Here is a 15,890-nt window from a genome sequence, read left to right on the forward strand (position 1 = left end):
CGCCAATCAGTCCCAGGGTTTCGCCACGCCGGATCTCAAAACTGACGCCGTTGGCCGCCTGCACCAGGGTTCCGGGATTGCCGGTCATGCGCCCCCAGAGGCCGCGACGCGAGTCGTAGTGCTTGACCAGATCCTTGGTCTGAACCAGCGGAGTCATGACCGCTCTCCCCCGCCGTAGGCCACCTTCGGGGTCGGGTCCAGGGCCGTCTCCAGCGCCGGGCTGATGCAACGCACCTGCCGAGCCTGCGCGACGGAGCGCATGGAGATCGGCGCCGCGCAAGCCGGTAGGGCTTGGGAGCAGCGATCAAGAAAGCGACACTGCGGCGGCAGGTCGATCAGCTCCGGCACCGTGCCATCGATCGGCCGGATGCGTTCGCTGAGGTTCGACAGGCGTGGAATGGAGCCCAGCAGTCCCTGGGTATAGGGGTGCAGCGGGTTATCGATGACGTCACGCGTCGGGCCGCTTTCGACCACCTGGCCCGCGTACATCACCACCACGCGGTCACAGTATTCCGCCACCACGCCCAGGTCGTGGGTGATCAACACCACGCTCATGCCGAGCCGCTCGCGGATGTCCGCGATCAGCTCCAGCACCTGCGCCTGGATGGTGACGTCCAGGGCGGTCGTCGGCTCGTCCGCGATCAGCAGCTTCGGCCTGCAGGCCAGAGCGATGGCGATCATGATGCGCTGGCGCATCCCGCCCGAGAACTGGTGCGGGTAGTCGTCGAGCCGCCTCTCTGCCGAAGGGATACCCACCAGGTTCATCATTTCCAGGGCCTTGGCGCGGGCCTGGCGGGATCTGGCACGGCGCGAGCCGGTGAGGCTGTCGTCGTGAGCCAGCAGCACTTCGATGATCTGGTCGGCGACGCTGTACGCGGGATTGAGGGCGGTCAGCGCGTCCTGCATGGTCATCGCGATGTCCTTACCGCGCAGGCGCCGGTAGTCGGCGGGCGCAAGGCCGACGAGTTCGCGGCCCCGGAATCGGATCGAGCCGGCGTCGATGCGGCCGGGCGCCTTGATCAGCCCCATGACGCTGGCGAAGGTGACGCTCTTGCCGGAGCCGCTTTCGCCGACCACGCCGAGGCACTCGCCGGCGGCGACCTCCAGGCTCACCCCGTCGACAGCCGTCACCAGGCCGTCGCGGGTCTGGAAGCAGGTCTTGAGATCCCGGACCTCCAGGATCGTTTTGGGAGCTTCCGCCTCAGTCATGGAACTTCGGGTCGAAGGCGTCGCGCAGCCCTTGGCTGACAACGTTGATGGAAAGAACCAGCAACAGGATCGCCAGCCCGGGGAATGTGCTCACCCACCAGGCATCCAGCATGAAGGAACGGCCGTCGGCGACCATGGAGCCCCAGGAGGCGGTCGGCGGCTGCACGCCGAGGCCGAGGAAGGACAGGCTGGCCTCCAGAATGATGACGTGAGCCATACGCACCGTGGAGACAACGACCACGGGCGAGAGGATGTTGGGCAGGATCTCGCGCAGCATGATGTAGCGGCGCGAACCGCCCATGGCACGGGCGGCCTCGACGTACTCGATCTCGCGGGCGGCCAAGGTCTCCCCGCGCACCACGCGGCAGGGTATGACCCATTCCTTGTAGGCCAGAGCCAGGATGATGTTTCCCAGGCCCGGGCCGGTCATGGCGATCAGGGCGATCGCGAAGATCAGGTAAGGGAAGCCCAACAGGATGTCGACGAGGCGGGAGATTACAATGTCGGTCCAGCCGCGCAGGTAGCCCGCGGCGAGCCCGGCCAGAGTGCCGATCGTCGTGGCGACCAGGATAACCGCGGCGCCGATGAAGATGGAGACCCTTGCGCCGTAGATGATGCGGGAGAGGATGTCCCTGCCCAGGGCATCGCAGCCGAGCAGATAGGCCCACTCGCCGCCCGGCATCCAGGCAGGCGGCTGCAGGCGGCGGAAGAGGTCGGTCTCGTTGGGATCGTGGGGCGCGAAGAGCGGCGCGGCAAGGGCCATCAGAATGAAGGCGAGCACCACGCCCGCAGAGACCAGCGACAGTCTGCTCGTCGCGAAAAGCCGCATGTTGCGCGCGAAGAGGGACTCCGTGCGCAGCCCCGCAAGGTCCAGTTCTGTGCGGCTGACGGCATCGGTCATCTAGAGGCGTACCCTGGGATTGAGAACCGTGTAGAGGATGTCGGCGAAGAAGTTCAGCATGACGTAGGTAACGGCATAGATCAGCACCGCCGCCTGAATCAGCGGGTAGTTGCGCACGAAAATGCTCTCGACGACCAGGCGCCCCAGGCCCGGCCAGCCGAACACCGTCTCGACAACCATGTTGCCGCCGAGCAGCGAGCCGGTTTCGATGGCCGCCACGGTCACCGTTGGGATCAGCGCATTCTTGAGCGCGTGCTTCACCAGGATCTTGTAGCGGCTGAGACCCTTGGCTTCGGCAAAGGTGATGTAGTCCTGTTCCAGAACCTCCAGCATGGAAGCCCGGGTCACCCGCATCAGGATGGAAGCCATGGGGAGGCCGAGGGTGACCGCCGGCAAGACGATGTGCGCCAAGGCATCGCCGAAGGCATCGAAGCGGCCGTGCAGCAGCGTGTCGATCAGTAGCAGATAGGTGATCGGCGGGACTTCCGAAGAGAAGCCCGCACGCCCTGAGACCGGCAAGACGTTCAAATGCACGGCGAAGAGCATGAGCAGCAGAATGCCGAACCAGAAGCCGGGCAGCGACACGCCGAAGAGCGAAGAGACGGTCGCCAGGCGGTCGAGCAGGCTGTTCTTCTTCACCGCGGCGATGACGCCCAGCGGGATCGAGAGGGCCAGCGCGAAGACCAGCGCCGCCAGGCTGAGTTCGATGGTCGCGGGCAGACGCGAGGCGATGACCTCCATCACCGGCTGGCGGTGATAGAAGCTGAGCCCGAAGTTGCCGGTGGCGGCGTTGCCGATGAACTTGACGAAACGCTCGAGCGGCGGCAGGTCGAGGCCCATGTCCTTGCGCAGGGCCTGTTCCTGTTCTTCGGTAACGTGCTGGTCGCCCAGCATGATATCCACCGGGTCCCCGGGGGTCAGCGTCATCATGATGAACACGATGGCGCTGACCCCGAGCAGCACGGGAAGGAGTTGAACAAGCCGCTCGAACAGCTTTCCCAGCTTCATTGTGACCGCGTCCCCTCCCCAAGGACATCAGGGTTACACATCGGGCGAAGCGCCCTTAGCACTCCGGCCTTTACTTCAAACAAGCGTCGTGCAGGTTGATGCGGCTGTCGGCGCTGGGCTGCCAGCCGGCGACCTGGTTGGAGACACCGTAGAGATCCTTGGCCACCCAGAGGTAGACTTTCGGCAGGTCCTTGTTCACGATGGCCTCCGCCCGGGCGTAGAGGGATGCGCGTTTCGCGCGGTCGGTTTCGGTGTTGGCGGCATCCAGCAAGGCATCCACCTCCGTGTTGGAATACCCCGAGGAATTGCCACGCCCCGCAGTGCGGTGCGTCGGCACGAAGATGCCCACCGGGTCCAGCGAACCGTTACCCCAGGACGTCAGCCACATCTGGCCGTCGATGGGCTTGCCTTTGGTGCGATAGCGGGCCTTCAGTTGAGAGGCTTCGTTGACAGCCACCTTGGTGCGGATGCCGGCCTTGGTGAGCAGCGAGGCAATGGCCTCTGCTGTCTCCTTGTTGGCCCCGTCGACGTCGAGGGTGACGTCAATCCCGTCCGCATGGCCGGCTTCGGCCAACAGGGCTTTGGCCTTGGCAAGGTCGTAGCCGTAGGTGGGCAAAGCCTCGTTCTTGCCGAAGGCGTCAGGGCTCAGGATGCCGTCAATAAGCGTCGCATTGCCGTCGAGAATCTTGTCGACGATCAGCTTGCGGTCCAGAGCGTAGGCCACCGCACGGCGCACACGCAGGTCATCGAAGGGCGCAGTCTGGTTGTTGAGCGCGATGAAGGTCGAGCGCGTGCCATTGACCGCCATGACGCGGGTGTTGGGGTTGCTCTCCACCTGCTTGACGTTGTGCGTCGGCAGGCCGTTGATGATGTGGACGTCGCCGGCCAACAGCGCTGCGACGCGTGAGGCGTTCTCCGGAATGACCTTGAAGATCACGCGGTCCACGCAGGCCTTGCCCATCGGCGGGATGTCGGCTGCGCCGCCATAGTAACCGTCGTAGCGTTCCATGATCACGGAGTCGCCGCGGCGCCATTCGACCAGCTTGAAGGGCCCCGTACCCGAAACAGAGCCGGCCATGCCGGCGGTGCCGACTTTCTCGACGTGGGCCTTCGAGACGACCTCCTGGAACGGCAGCATGGCCGGCAGAATGGGCCACGGCTCCTCCAGGATCATGTGGAACGTCCGATCGTCGATGACTTTGACCTCCTTCAGCGGACCGAGCAGGCTCTTGCGCGGGCTGGTCTGCCCGTCCATGGCGCCCTCCCCGGTCAGGCGGTCGAAGGTGAATTTCACGTCCGCGGCCGTCATCGGACTGCCGTCGTGGAAGGCCACGCCCCGCCGTAACTTGAACTCGTAGGTCGTTGGGTCGAGGGCTGTCCACGACTCGGCCAGTTCGGGCACGACGTTCATCTGCGAATCACGAGTCAGCAGGCCGTCATGCATGTTGCGGATGATGGTTTGGGTTTCCCGATTGCGGTGGTTGGCCGGATCGAGGGTCAGCGCATCGGCCGTGAAGCCGATCCGCAGTTCCGCAGCCTCGGCCGCCGCCATCGGTAGGGCGATCATCGCGGCGGTGCATAAGGCAACCCATTTGAGTCTCATGTGACAGCCTCCTCAGGTTCTGTGTTGGTGCCTTGCGACCGGACGGATTCTTGGTCTTGTCTCCGCCCAGCACATTCACTGCCACCACGAATGCAACCACTATGCCACCAAACCGGAGCTTTCATAGCTGTCTGATTCTAATCATTTATTCCGGCCGGCATGAACCGCTGGAAACGCGAGGCGAACTGCCCCACTTGGATTGTGCGTCAGTTCAGCGCAGTGTCGCGTGAGATTCGCGCATCGAGGGGGGCTTATCGCTCAGCGGTCGAATCCTGCGCGTCGGCTCCGCATACCAAGCCTCGGAGATGCGTGCCCAAGCCTCGGTGTCAGCTGCCGCGTTCCGCGGCCGGTGTGGCAGCGCCACAGCAATCGCGAAATCTCGGCCCGAATCCTCCGGGCTCCGTCCAGCGCGCGCTCAACATGGGGGCGCGGCCGCGTTTGGCTTATGACGGCTTTGACGCACGAGAATGACGAGGCCACTGGCCATGATCAGCGCCATCCCGGCGACATCCCAGCCGTCCGGCACCTCGGCGAAGAACAGCCAGCCGAGCAGCCCGGCCCAGAACAGCCTGAGATAGTCCAGCCCACCCACAGCAACGGAGGAGGCCAGGCGGAAGGCCAGCGTCAGCAAAAGCTGCACCGCGAAAGCCAGCAGCGACAATCCGACCAGCAGCGGCCAGACCTCGGCGGCGCGCAGCCGCGCTACCGCCGCTTCGCCGTCGACGGCCGCCAGCAACGGGCCGCAGGCGACCGCGCCCATGGCGGCATAGAAAAACAGGACGGCGAAGTTGGAACTCGCCGCCGGCATGAGGCGCAGGACGATCAGCATGCAGGCCGCGAGAAAAGAGCCGACCAGGATCACCAGAGCGAAGACGTTGAAGGCGGCGGCGCTCGGCCGCAGAACGATCAGCGCCCCGGCGAAACCCACCGCGATCGCCAGCCAATCGAGCCTGTCCGGCCGCTCACCCAACAGCGGGATCGCCAGCAGGACAACGAACATCGGCGTGGTGAAGTTGATCGCCGTGACCGTGATCAGCGGCAGATGGGCGAGCGCCACGTAGAAACAGGCCATCGACGAGAGGCCGAAGGCGGCATGCCAGAGATGGGCCGGCTTATGGGCTCGCCGCAAGGCATCGACGTTGGCGGCAAGCGCCAAGGCCGGCAACAACAGCAGCAGGACCAGGACGGAGCGCACCGCCATGATCTCCATGGCGCCGATCTCGTAGGTGTCGAGGACCTTGACGCAGAGCCCCATCAGGGGAATCACGACGGTGGTGCCGAGCATGGCGGCGACGCCGATGAGCGGACGGGGCGCCATGCGGTCCGTGCCGGCGCCCCGGTCTGCCGCCATCAGCCGCACCCATCGGGCGGCAGCCCCGACACCTAGGCCTCTTCGGGCACGTCCTGGTCGACCCAGCCCTTGCCTTCCTGGAGTTCCTTGAAGGCCCGGCAGGAGGCTTCGAACGAGGGAACGCCGGCCGGCAGGGCGGCCATGAAGGCGGCCTCATAGACCTCCTGCCAGGTGGCGCCGTTCTTGATCGCGCGGGCCGCCGCCCACTCGATCCCCTCGCGGTCGCCCTTGACCGCGGTGGTCACGCCGACGAGGACCAGAAAGCGGGTCTTCAGGTCGAGGGCGCGGCCCTCCTCCTCGCCGAAGAGGGCGTAGGATGCGAGATTACCATAGCGCTTCAGCAGTTCCGGATTGAGTTCCGCCAGGATGTCGTGGAACGGCAGGGTATAGCCGCGCACCGCGCGGATCTTTTCGAGCTCTTCTTTGCCCTCGGGTGTCATGACGATCGTCGCCTCCTTACCTGATGAGAATGAAAAATCCGGTGATGGCTGCTCGCTAGAGAGCGCGGCCCGCGCGCTCGCCCTCCTTGATGGCGTCGTTGGCGCGGCGCGGCGCCAGCGCGTCGCCGATCAGGTGCAAGTCGAGCGCGGCGCCCTCCGCCTGTAGCTCGTGGAACAGCGCGTCGCGGGCGCGGGCGCCGACCATCAGAACCACATCGTCGGCCGGGATCTCCACCGCTGCGCCGGTGTAGAGATCGCGGCAGAGGGCGCGGCCCGGCTCCACGGCGGTCAGTTCCACATCGACCCTGAAGTCCATGCCGAGCCGGCGCAGCATGCCGTGGGTCTTGCCCCAGTCGCGGCTGGCGGCGAGGTCCGGCGAGGGCTGGCCGAGCTGGGTCGCGAAGGTCACGCGGTGGCCGCGCCGGATCAGAACCTCGGCCACGACGGCGGCTTGCCGCCCGCCCAGGGCATCGAAGACCAACACCGTCTCGCCCAGCGCCGGCAAATCGTTCAGCACATCCAGATAACCGTAGACCCTTGCGCCGTCGCAGCCCGGGACCGGCGGGCCGTTCCAGTTCTGCGGGCGCAAGGGGGTCCAGCCGTGGCGCAGCGCCTCGGCACCGGTGGCGATCACCGCCGCCTCGAAGCCCTCGGCGCGCAGCCGCTCGCTATCGGCCAAGGTCTGCAGACGGACCCGCACGCCGGTCTCGGCGAGACGGTCGCTCAGCCAGTCGACGATCCCCACCAGCTCGCGGCGGCTTTCCGCCTGTGCCCAGAGCGCCACCTGCCCGCCCAGCCGGTCCTTCGCCTCAAACAGGGTCACCTCGTGGCCGCGCCGGGCCGCCGTCAGCGCCGCGCGCATGCCCGCCGGGCCACCGCCGACGACAGCGACCTTCTTCGGTTCGGCCACAGGCTTCAGCGTATCGTCGGAGAACTGCCGCTCCGCCCCGGCGGCGGGGTTGTGGATGCAGGCGATGGGGGCCTGGGCGAAGATGGTCGTCATGCACCAGTTGGCGCCGACACAGGGGCGCACCTCCCGCGCCCGGCCCGAAGCCGCCTTGTTCGCCCAATCCGGATCGGCAATGAGCTGGCGCGCCATGCCGATGAAATCGCAGTCGCCGGCGGCCAGGAAGCCCTCGGCTTCCGCTGGCGAGACGATCCGGCCGGCGCCGACCACCGGCAAGTCCACCGCCTGTTTGATCTTGCGGGTCGCCGGCATCTGGTAGCCGTGCTCGCCCGGCGCGGTCGGATAGATCAGCATCCGGTCCACGTAGGTGCCCTGGGAAACGGAGATGTAATCGATCTTCCCGGTCGCCTCGAGCCGCCGGGCGATATCGGCCCAGGCATCGGGCGTCAGCCCGCCCTCATGCCCGTCATCGCCGTTGATCCGCACGCCGACCACCAGCTCCGGCCCGGCCTCGGCCCGCGTCGCCTCGAGGATCTCCTCCACCACCCGCAGGCGGTTCTCGATGGACCCGCCGAAGGCGTCGTCGCGGTGGTTGGTGGCCGGCGAGAGGAACTGGTTCAGGAGATAGCCGTGCGACATGCCGTGCACCTCGATGCCGTCCAGCCCGCCTTCCCGGGCATAGCGGGCAGACAGCCGATAGCCCTCGACGATCTTGTCGATATCGGCGGCGGTCATGACGTGAGGCATCTCCCGATAGACCGCACAAGGCACGGCGGAGGGGGCCCAGACCGGCAGGCCATTGGTCACCGAATTGGTCTGCCGCCCGCGGTGCCAGGGCTGGGCGAAGATCAGCGCGCCTTCGGCCTGCACCGGTCCCGCGATCTTCCGGTACTGCTCGACCATCCGCGGGTCGAAGGCAAAGGCCTTGCCCTTGTAGGGCTGGGTCGTCGGATGGGTGGCCATCGCCTCCATGGTGATGACGCCAACCCCGCCGCGCGCCCTGGCGACGTAGTAGGCGACATGCTCCTCGGTGAACAGATGATCCTTCACCAGCAGGGTCGCATGGGCCAGCATCCACACGCGGTTACGCGCCGTCCTGGGGCCCAGGCGCAAGGGACTCAGCAAGGTGGGAAAGGCCGGCGCGGCCGCGGCAGCAGACGAACTATCGGTCATGCTAGATCCAGTGTTGAGAAGAAAAAGGGGGAGCGGTCATCGCGGGATCTGATTGCCGCCCTCGGGAATTCTGAGACAGGCCGCGCGATGCCCGTCGTCGCCGACCGGCACCATCTGCGGCACCTCTTGCCCGCAACGCGGCTGCACCACCGGGCAGCGGGCGGCAAAGGGGCAGCCCTCGGGCAGGTCGATGGGGCTGGGGATCTCACCCTCCAGGACGTGACGGGTCAGCCGCGCGCGCGGGTCGGGCGGCAGATGCGCCGAGATCAGGGCCTGGGTGTAGGGATGGGCGGGCCGCTCGAAGACCTCCTGCGCCGCGGCGTATTCGACGATGGAGCCCAGATAGAGCACCACGATGCGGTCGGAGATCAGGCGGACCGTGCCCAGGTCGTGGCTGATGAACAGCATCGCTACCTGGGTTTCGTCGCGCAGCTCGGCGAGCAGTTCCAGGATCCCAGCGCGCACCGAGAGATCGAGGGAACTGGTGGGCTCATCGAGCACCACGAGCTTGGGGTTGGTCGCGATCGCCCGGGCGATGCAGACCCGCTGCAACTGGCCGCCCGAGAGGTCTGCGGTATAGCGGTCCAGGAAAGCCGTCGAGAGGTGCACGCGGTCGGCCAGTTCTTCGACCCGCCGGCGGCGCTCCGCGGAACTCAGGGGCGTATGCAGTTTCAGCGGTTCGCCGATCAGCGCCGATACCTTCATCCTGGGGTTCAGGGCACCCCAGGGGTCCTGGAACACGATGCTCATGTCCGCACGCAGGGGGCGGCACTCCCGCTCCGGCAGGGCCGAGATGTCGCGGCCGCGGAAGCGCACGGTCCCGGAGGTCGGCTTCAGAAGGCGCAGCACCATCCGGCCGACGGTCGACTTGCCGGACCCGCTCTCGCCGACCATGCCGAGCACCTCGCCGGGGCGGATCGAGAAACTGACGCCGTTGACCGCGTGGACGACCTGGCCGTTGTCCGCCGGGAAGTGCTTGACGAGGTTCTCGGCCGCCAGAACGGGCTCGACGGCGGGCTCCGGCGCGGCCGCTGCCGATACCTGAGGGGCCGCTTCGCGTTCGGTCATGGCGCTCACTGAAAGGCCGCCGGCAGGTTGCCCGCGAAATGGCACCGCGCGACCTGTCCGGCACCGATTTCGCGGTCCGGCGGGGCCGAGCCGCAGACCTCAGCGGCGTGGGGACAGCGGCCGCGGTAGTGGCAGCCCTCCGGCAGGGCATAGAGGTCCGGCGGCGGCCCGCCGACGATGGCGCCGCTGCCGAGGGCCAGCCGCTCCGGCGTCGCCGAGATCAGCGCCTGCGTATAGGGATGGGCCGGTCCGGCAAAGACACTGTCGACCGGCCCGCTCTCGACGATGGCGCCGGCGAACATGACCGCCATGCGGTCGCAGTAGTGGGCCACCACGCCCAGATCGTGAGTGATCACGATGGCCGCCATGTCCATGCGCCGCACCATGTCGCGCAGGAGGTCCAGGATCTGCGCCTGCACCGTCACGTCCAAGCCGGTGGTGGGTTCGTCGGCGATCAGGAGCTTAGGCTCGTTGATGAGGGCCATGGCAATGAGCACGCGCTGGGCCATGCCGCCGGACAGCTCGTGCGGCCAGGCCCGCATCCGTCGCTCCGGCGCCGGGATGCCGACCGCCGCCATCATGTCGATGGCCCGCTCACGCGCCTGGGCCACCGACACCTTGCGATGGGCGCGGTGCACGCGGATCAGTTGGTCGCCGATGCGGGTCAGGGGATCGAGCGAGGTGAGCGGGTTCTGAACGACCAGGGCGATCTCGTTTCCCCGCAAGGCGTTGAGCGCGCCCGGGTCCATGGAGAGGAGGTCGCGGCCGTCGAATTCGACCAGTCCGTCCACCACCTTGGCCGGCGGCCGCAGCAGGCCGATCATCGACTGCGCGGTCAGGGACTTGCCGGCCCCCGTCTCGCCCACCAGCCCCAGCACCTCACCGCGCCCGAGGCTGAAACCGACGCCATTGATGGCCTTGGCCACACGGACCTGGTTGTCGAGATCCCGGCTGATGAACCGGGTCTGAAGGTCGTCGACCTGCAGCAGCGCCATCGCGGGAGCCTCCCTATGCCTTGCGGCGCGGGTTCAGGAGGTCCTGCAGCCCGTCGCCCAGCATGTTGAGGCCCAGCACCATGAGGATCAGCGCGATCCCCGGGAACAGCGCCACCCACCACTGGCCGGTCACCATGAACTCCGCACCCTGGCGGATCATGGCGCCCCATTCGGGGGTCGGCGCCTGGATGCCGACGCCGAGGAAAGCCAGGGTCGCGCTGATCCGGACCGCCCAGGCGGCCCGCACCGCGGTCTGCGCCATGGCCCCTTGGATCGCGTTGGGCAGCAGGTGGACGAAAAGGATGCGGCGCGTCGGATTGCCGGCGGCGATGGCGCTCTCCACGAAGGTGCTGGAGCGCAGAGCCAGCACCTCCGAGCGCACCACCCGCGCGAAAATCGGCGAGTCGAGCACCCCGATCACCAGGACCACGTTGACCAGCGACTGCCCGGTCGCCGCAACCACGGCCAGCGCCAGGATGATCGACGGGAAGACGCGCAGCGCATCGAACACCCGCATGGTCACCTCGTCGACATAGCCGCCGACATAGCCGGTCCACAAGCCCAGCGGGACGCCGATCACGATCGACAGGATGACCGCCGGGATAGCGATGCCGAAGGCGTAGCGCGCGCCGTAGATGACCCGGCTGAAGACGTCCATGCCGTTGCCGTCGGTTCCCAGCCAGAACTCGGAATTGGGCGCGGTCAGGATCTCGCGCGGAAAGGCGGCGATGGGGTCGTAGGGCATCACCAGCGGCGCGAACACGGCCAGGCCGGCGAAGCCGGTCAGGATCGCCATGCCGATGGCCGCCGTGGGGCTGCGCCGGGCGATGCCGACGATCCGCGCCAGCGCGCGCGGCATCCCGGCAGCGTCCCTGGTGGGTCTGAGCGACGCCTCGGTCATGGCTGCTCGCTGGCGCGCGGCTCCAGGATCACGACCAGCAGGTCGATGATCAGGAACACCAGGACCGAGAACAGGGCCAGCGCCAGGACGTATCCCTGCACGGCCGCGAAGTCGCCGGCCACGATGGCGTTCAGCCCGTATTGGCCGAGGCCGCCCCAGGCGAAGACATACTCGATCAGCGAGACGGTGCCGACGAGGCCGGTCAGTTCGGTCCCGACAAAGGTCATCACCGGGACGGTCGAGTTGCGCAGCACGACGCGGCGCACGATCGCCTCGGGCAGACCCGAGGCGCGGGCATAGCGCACGGAATCGGAGCCGACGACCTCCAGGGCGATGGCGCGGGTGTGCTTGATGATCGGCGCCGCCGCGACGATAGCCACGCAGATCACCGGCAGCACCAGGTGAGAGGCTGCCGAGCGGGCCGCCTCCCAACTCCCCTGCAGCAGGCTGTCGATCAGATAGCTGCCGGTGATCGGCTCGGGCGGGATGACGATCAGCCCGATCCGCCCGATCCCCGGCGGCGCCCAGCCGAGCAGATAGAAAAACACGAACAGCATCACCAGACCCAGCCAATAGGTCGGGATGGAAAAGCCGAGCAGCGACAGGAAGCGGGAGACATGATCGAAGGCCCGGCCCGGCCGGAATGCCGCGTGAAGCCCGACCGGGATGGCGATCAGCGCGCCGATGCCTACGCCCCAGAACAGCAGTTCGAGGGTGATGGGAATGCGCTGCAGGATGTCGGAGAGGACCGGGCGGTTCGACAGCCAGCTCTCGCCCAGGTCCCCTTGCACGACGTTGGTCATGTAGTAGGAGAACTGCACGAAAAGCGGCTGATCGAGGCCCAGATCGCGGGTGATCATATCGATCTCCGCCTGGGTCGCGGTCGGGCCGGCAAGCAGCCCGACCGGATCCTGGCTGCCGATACGCACCAGCATGAAGGTGAAGAACAGGATCCCCACCAGCAGCGGCACGATCATCAGAAAGCGCCGACTGAGAAAGCGTCGAATTCTCACTGCGTGTTCCGCCCTCGGCCCGGAGTCAAGGCACGCCGCAGCCCGTCAGCGCCTGAACGGGGCTCACTTTGCAATCGACAGATCGGCCCAGCGCTCATGGGTGTCCGGATAGTCCATCCACCCGACGATGTTCGGGGCCATGGCCTCGAAGGCTGAAGCATACAGCGTCATGATCCAGGGCGCATCCGCCAGCCAGAGCTGCTGCGCCTCGCGCATCATTGCCAGCCTTTTCCCGCTGTCCAGGGTCTCGCGCGCCGCGTCGATCAGCCGGTCGACCTCGGGATTGTTGTAGCGCGAGCGGTTCGACACACCCTTGCTGTGGGCCAGCAGATACATGGTGTAGACGGGGTCGAGCACGATGGGCGGGTTCTGAAAGGCGAAGAAGGGCATGTCCTGCACCGCCGGCGCCCCGCGCGAACGCATGTCCGAGCTGGTGATCCGGGTCGGCTTGACCGTCACGCCGGCATCCCGAAGCTGATCGGCGATCTGGATGGCCATGGGCTGCTGCCACCAGTTCATATCCGAATAGAGCAGCTCGACCTCGAAACCCTCCGCATAGCCGGCCTCGGCCAGCAGCGCCTTGGCCTTGGCCGGATCGTGGTCATAGCCGAAGGTGCTGTCGTCATACCCTTCGATGACCGAGGGCACGACGGAGCGGGCGATGCTCCCGGTGCCCTGGAAGACGGCCTCCTGAAGGCTGTCCTGGTCGATGGCGTAGTTCAGCGCCCGGCGCACCCGGACATCGTCGAAGGGCTTGAAGGTGCCGTTCATGCGCACGCTGGCCAAGGCCACGCCGACGGCTTCCTCGACCTTGACCGAGTCGTCCTTGCGCAGGTCGACGACCTGCTGAACCGAAGGCCGTTCGATCCAATGGACCTGACCGGTCTTCAGCAGGGTCACCCGGCTGGCGCCGGAAGGAACCGCACGATAGATCACACGGTCGAAGTAAGGCTTCTCACCGAAGTAGTTCTCGTTGTGGACGAAGACCGCCTGCTCGCCCGGCCGCAACTGCGCCAGGTGATAGGCCCCGAAGCCGGCCGTGTGTTCCTGCAGCCAAGTCAGGCCCAAGGGATCGTCCGCCGTCGCGTGCTGCTTCACCGTCTCGCTGTCGTAGATCCCAGGCACGTAGAGCGTCAGCGCCTTCAGAAAGATCGAACTCGGCGCCGACAGCGTGAAGGCGACTTCATAGCGCGAGACCTCCTCAACCCCGGAGACGTTGGACACCCGGGCGATGAAGTTGCCGGTCCGCTTCTGGGCGAAGGACTTGTTCCACGACCAGACCACGTCGGCGGCAGTTAGCTCGTTGCCGTGGGGGCTCTTGATGCCCTGACGCAGCGTGAACACCCAGCGCTTGCCGTCCTCGGAAGTTTCCCAGCTTTCCGCCAGATGGCCTTCGATGACCGAACTGTCGAGGCTTTCGCGACCCTGCGCGTCGGTGGTCCGGCCGTAGCGGACCAGCGGTTCGTAGACCTGGGTCACCACGTTTTGCGTCTGCGGGCGCAGCGCATCGCCGTCGAAGCCTTCCGGCGTGCCCGGCGCCGCGAGCACCAGAGTCTCGGCCAGTGCCCCGGAAACCCCCAGGCCCAGGGCCAGGATACCGGCGCCCACAACAACGGCGGCGCCGCGCACCGCCCGCGTCCAGATGGTCATCATGCTTCTCTCGCTCCCGTTCTTCTTCGTTTTATGACTGGCAATGGCCGGCGGCCGCTACTGACGCCTCAGGTCAATCCAGCGTTCATGGTCGTCGGAATGCGGCACCCAGCCGACGATGTCCGGTGCCATGGCCTCGAAGACCGAGGGATAGATCGCGATCAGCCATGGCGAGTCCTGCAGCCAGAGCTGCTGCGCCTCCCGCATCATGCCGAGCCGGTCTTCGGCGTTCAGGGTCTTCCGTGCCTCGTCGATCAAGGCATCGACCTGCGGGTTGTTGTAACCGGCGCGGTTGGACACGCCCTTGCTGTGGGCCATGAGGTAGAAGGCGTAGACCGGGTCCAGCACGATGGGGCCATCCTCGAAGGCGAAGAACGGCATGTCCTGCACCGCCGGCGCCCCGCGCGAGCGCATGTCGGAGCCGGTGATCCGGGTCGGCTTTGCCGTCACGCCGGCGGCCCGCAACTGGTCGGCGACCTGAATGGCGATGGGCTCCAGCCACCACCAGAGATCGGAATAGAGCAGCTCGACCTCGAAACCCTCCGCATAGCCGGCCTCGGCCAGCAGTGCCTTGGCCTTGTCGGGGTCGTGGTCATAGACGAAGGCGCTGTCGTCATAGCCTTCGATGAACGGCGGCACCAACGACTTGGCGAAGGCCCCGGTTCCGAAGAACACCGCCTCGCGGATCGCGTCCTTGTCGACGGCATAGTTCATCGCCCGGCGCACCCGGACGTCGTCGAAGGGCGCGAACTTGGGGTTCATGCGGACACCGGCGATGGCGCGCCCCTGGGATTCGAGCACCTTGACCGAGGCGTCGTCGCGCAGGTCGACGACCTGCTGGACAGAGGGCCGGTCGATCCAGTGCACCTGGCCCGTCTTCAGCAGGGTCACACGGCTGGCACCAGAAGGAACCGCACGGTAGATCACCCGGTCGAAGTAGGGCTTCTCCCCGAAGTAGTTCTCGTTGTACACGAACACCGCCTGCTCGCCTGGCCGCAACTGCGCCAGGTGATAGGCCCCGAAGCCCGCGGTGTTCTCCTGCAGCCAGGTCAGACCCCAGGGGTCCTCCGCCGTCGCGTGCTGCTTCACCGTCTCGCTGTCGTAGATCCCGGGAACGTAAAGCGTCAGCGCCTTCAGAAAGATCGAACTCGGCGCCGACAGCGTGAAGGCGACCTCGTAGCGCGAGACCTCCTCAACCCCGGAGACGTTGGACACCCGGGCAATGAAGTTGCCGGTGCGCTTCTGGGCGAAGGACTTGTTCCACGACCAGGCAACATCGGCGGCGGTCAACTCGTTGCCGTGGGGGCTCTTGATGCCCTGGCGCAGGGTGAACACCCAGCGTTTGCCGTCCTCGGAGGTCTCCCAGCTTTCCGCCAGATGGCCCTCGACGACAGAGCTGTCGAGGCGTTCGCGCCCTTGCGCGTCGGTGGTGCGGCCATAGCGGACCAGCGGTTCGTAGACCTGGGTCACCACGTTCTGCGTCTGCGGGCGCAGCGCATCGCCGTCGAAGCCCTCCGGCGTGCCCGGCGCCGCGAGCACTAGCGTCTCGGCAAGCACAGGCGCCCCGGACATCCCTAAACCGAGCGCCAGGATACCCGCACCCGCAACAACGGCGGCGCGCCGCACCGCCCACCTCATCGAACTCTCGCGCATGTCGTCTCCTCCCAGTTC

13 protein-coding genes are annotated in these 15,890 nt (G+C 66.8%); all 13 read right to left on the minus strand.

Annotated elements, in window-relative coordinates:
• Window positions 1–153 precede the first annotated feature (153 nt).
• On the minus strand, window positions 154–1,209 hold the full coding sequence (locus Q0996_RS00395) for an ABC transporter ATP-binding protein (RefSeq protein WP_299614867.1): 1,056 nt from the start codon (window positions 1,207–1,209) through the stop codon (window positions 154–156).
• A complete protein-coding gene (locus tag Q0996_RS00400; protein ID WP_299614868.1) occupies window positions 1,202–2,110 on the minus strand; it encodes an ABC transporter permease in 909 nt (302 codons plus the stop codon). The genes Q0996_RS00395 and Q0996_RS00400 overlap by 8 nt, the downstream gene beginning before the upstream one ends.
• Entirely contained in the window at window positions 2,111–3,118 is a 1,008-nt protein-coding gene (locus tag Q0996_RS00405) for an ABC transporter permease (protein WP_299614870.1), read from the minus strand.
• 70 nt (window positions 3,119–3,188) lie between these two features.
• On the minus strand, window positions 3,189–4,721 hold the full coding sequence (locus Q0996_RS00410) for an ABC transporter substrate-binding protein (RefSeq protein WP_299614871.1): 1,533 nt from the start codon (window positions 4,719–4,721) through the stop codon (window positions 3,189–3,191).
• A gap of 415 nt (window positions 4,722–5,136) precedes the next feature.
• Window positions 5,137–6,072, minus strand: a complete 936-nt coding sequence (locus Q0996_RS00415) for a DMT family transporter (protein WP_299614872.1) — start codon at window positions 6,070–6,072, stop codon at window positions 5,137–5,139.
• Window positions 6,073–6,104: 32 nt separating this feature from the next.
• Complete coding sequence (locus tag Q0996_RS00420) at window positions 6,105–6,512, minus strand: carboxymuconolactone decarboxylase family protein (protein WP_299614874.1); 408 nt, start codon at window positions 6,510–6,512, stop codon at window positions 6,105–6,107.
• A 55-nt stretch (window positions 6,513–6,567) separates the two neighbouring features.
• Complete coding sequence (locus Q0996_RS00425) at window positions 6,568–8,592, minus strand: FAD-dependent oxidoreductase (protein WP_299614875.1); 2,025 nt, start codon at window positions 8,590–8,592, stop codon at window positions 6,568–6,570.
• Between the two features lie 36 nt (window positions 8,593–8,628).
• The gene (locus Q0996_RS00430) at window positions 8,629–9,660 is read right to left on the minus strand and encodes an ABC transporter ATP-binding protein (RefSeq protein ID WP_299614876.1); all 1,032 of its coding nucleotides are present in this window, start codon (window positions 9,658–9,660) and stop codon (window positions 8,629–8,631) included.
• A 5-nt stretch (window positions 9,661–9,665) separates the two neighbouring features.
• Entirely contained in the window at window positions 9,666–10,655 is a 990-nt protein-coding gene (locus tag Q0996_RS00435) for an ABC transporter ATP-binding protein (RefSeq protein WP_299614877.1), read from the minus strand.
• 13 nt (window positions 10,656–10,668) lie between these two features.
• Window positions 10,669–11,556 carry an ABC transporter permease gene (locus tag Q0996_RS00440; RefSeq protein WP_299614879.1) on the minus strand — a complete coding sequence of 296 codons (888 nt, stop codon included), beginning with the start codon at window positions 11,554–11,556 and terminating at the stop codon, window positions 10,669–10,671.
• Window positions 11,553–12,569 (minus strand): ABC transporter permease, encoded by a 1,017-nt coding sequence (locus Q0996_RS00445; RefSeq protein WP_299614881.1) that lies wholly within the window; start codon window positions 12,567–12,569, stop codon window positions 11,553–11,555. Before Q0996_RS00445 ends, Q0996_RS00440 begins: the two co-directional genes overlap by 4 nt.
• 63 nt (window positions 12,570–12,632) lie before the next feature.
• Window positions 12,633–14,219: an ABC transporter substrate-binding protein gene (locus tag Q0996_RS00450; protein ID WP_299614882.1), complete on the minus strand. Its 1,587-nt coding sequence runs from the start codon at window positions 14,217–14,219 to the stop codon at window positions 12,633–12,635.
• Between the two features lie 57 nt (window positions 14,220–14,276).
• Window positions 14,277–15,872, minus strand: coding sequence for an ABC transporter substrate-binding protein (locus Q0996_RS00455; protein ID WP_299614884.1), 1,596 nt, complete (start codon window positions 15,870–15,872; stop codon window positions 14,277–14,279).
• Window positions 15,873–15,890: the final 18 nt, after the last annotated feature.

This window comes from Pelagibius sp., from assembly GCF_028289705.1.
In the GTDB taxonomy this organism is placed as follows: Bacteria; Pseudomonadota; Alphaproteobacteria; order Kiloniellales; family Kiloniellaceae; genus Pelagibius.

Bases quoted from the DNA above. Each gene is read 5' to 3' on its own strand.
- Q0996_RS00440 (WP_299614879.1), bottom strand. From the start codon at position 11,556: ATGACCGAGGCGTCGCTCAGACCCACCAGGGACGCTGCCGGGATGCCG.
- Q0996_RS00405 (WP_299614870.1), bottom strand. From the start codon at position 3,118: ATGAAGCTGGGAAAGCTGTTCGAGCGGCTTGTTCAACTCCTTCCCGTG.
- Q0996_RS00450 (WP_299614882.1), bottom strand. From the start codon at position 14,219: ATGACCATCTGGACGCGGGCGGTGCGCGGCGCCGCCGTTGTTGTGGGC.
- Q0996_RS00430 (WP_299614876.1), bottom strand. From the start codon at position 9,660: ATGACCGAACGCGAAGCGGCCCCTCAGGTATCGGCAGCGGCCGCGCCG.
- Q0996_RS00420 (WP_299614874.1), bottom strand. From the start codon at position 6,512: ATGACACCCGAGGGCAAAGAAGAGCTCGAAAAGATCCGCGCGGTGCGC.
- Q0996_RS00415 (WP_299614872.1), bottom strand. From the start codon at position 6,072: ATGGCGGCAGACCGGGGCGCCGGCACGGACCGCATGGCGCCCCGTCCG.
- Q0996_RS00395 (WP_299614867.1), bottom strand. From the start codon at position 1,209: ATGACTGAGGCGGAAGCTCCCAAAACGATCCTGGAGGTCCGGGATCTC.
- Q0996_RS00410 (WP_299614871.1), bottom strand. From the start codon at position 4,721: ATGAGACTCAAATGGGTTGCCTTATGCACCGCCGCGATGATCGCCCTA.
- Q0996_RS00435 (WP_299614877.1), bottom strand. From the start codon at position 10,655: ATGGCGCTGCTGCAGGTCGACGACCTTCAGACCCGGTTCATCAGCCGG.
- Q0996_RS00400 (WP_299614868.1), bottom strand. From the start codon at position 2,110: ATGACCGATGCCGTCAGCCGCACAGAACTGGACCTTGCGGGGCTGCGC.
- Q0996_RS00425 (WP_299614875.1), bottom strand. From the start codon at position 8,592: ATGACCGATAGTTCGTCTGCTGCCGCGGCCGCGCCGGCCTTTCCCACC.
- Q0996_RS00455 (WP_299614884.1), bottom strand. From the start codon at position 15,872: ATGCGCGAGAGTTCGATGAGGTGGGCGGTGCGGCGCGCCGCCGTTGTT.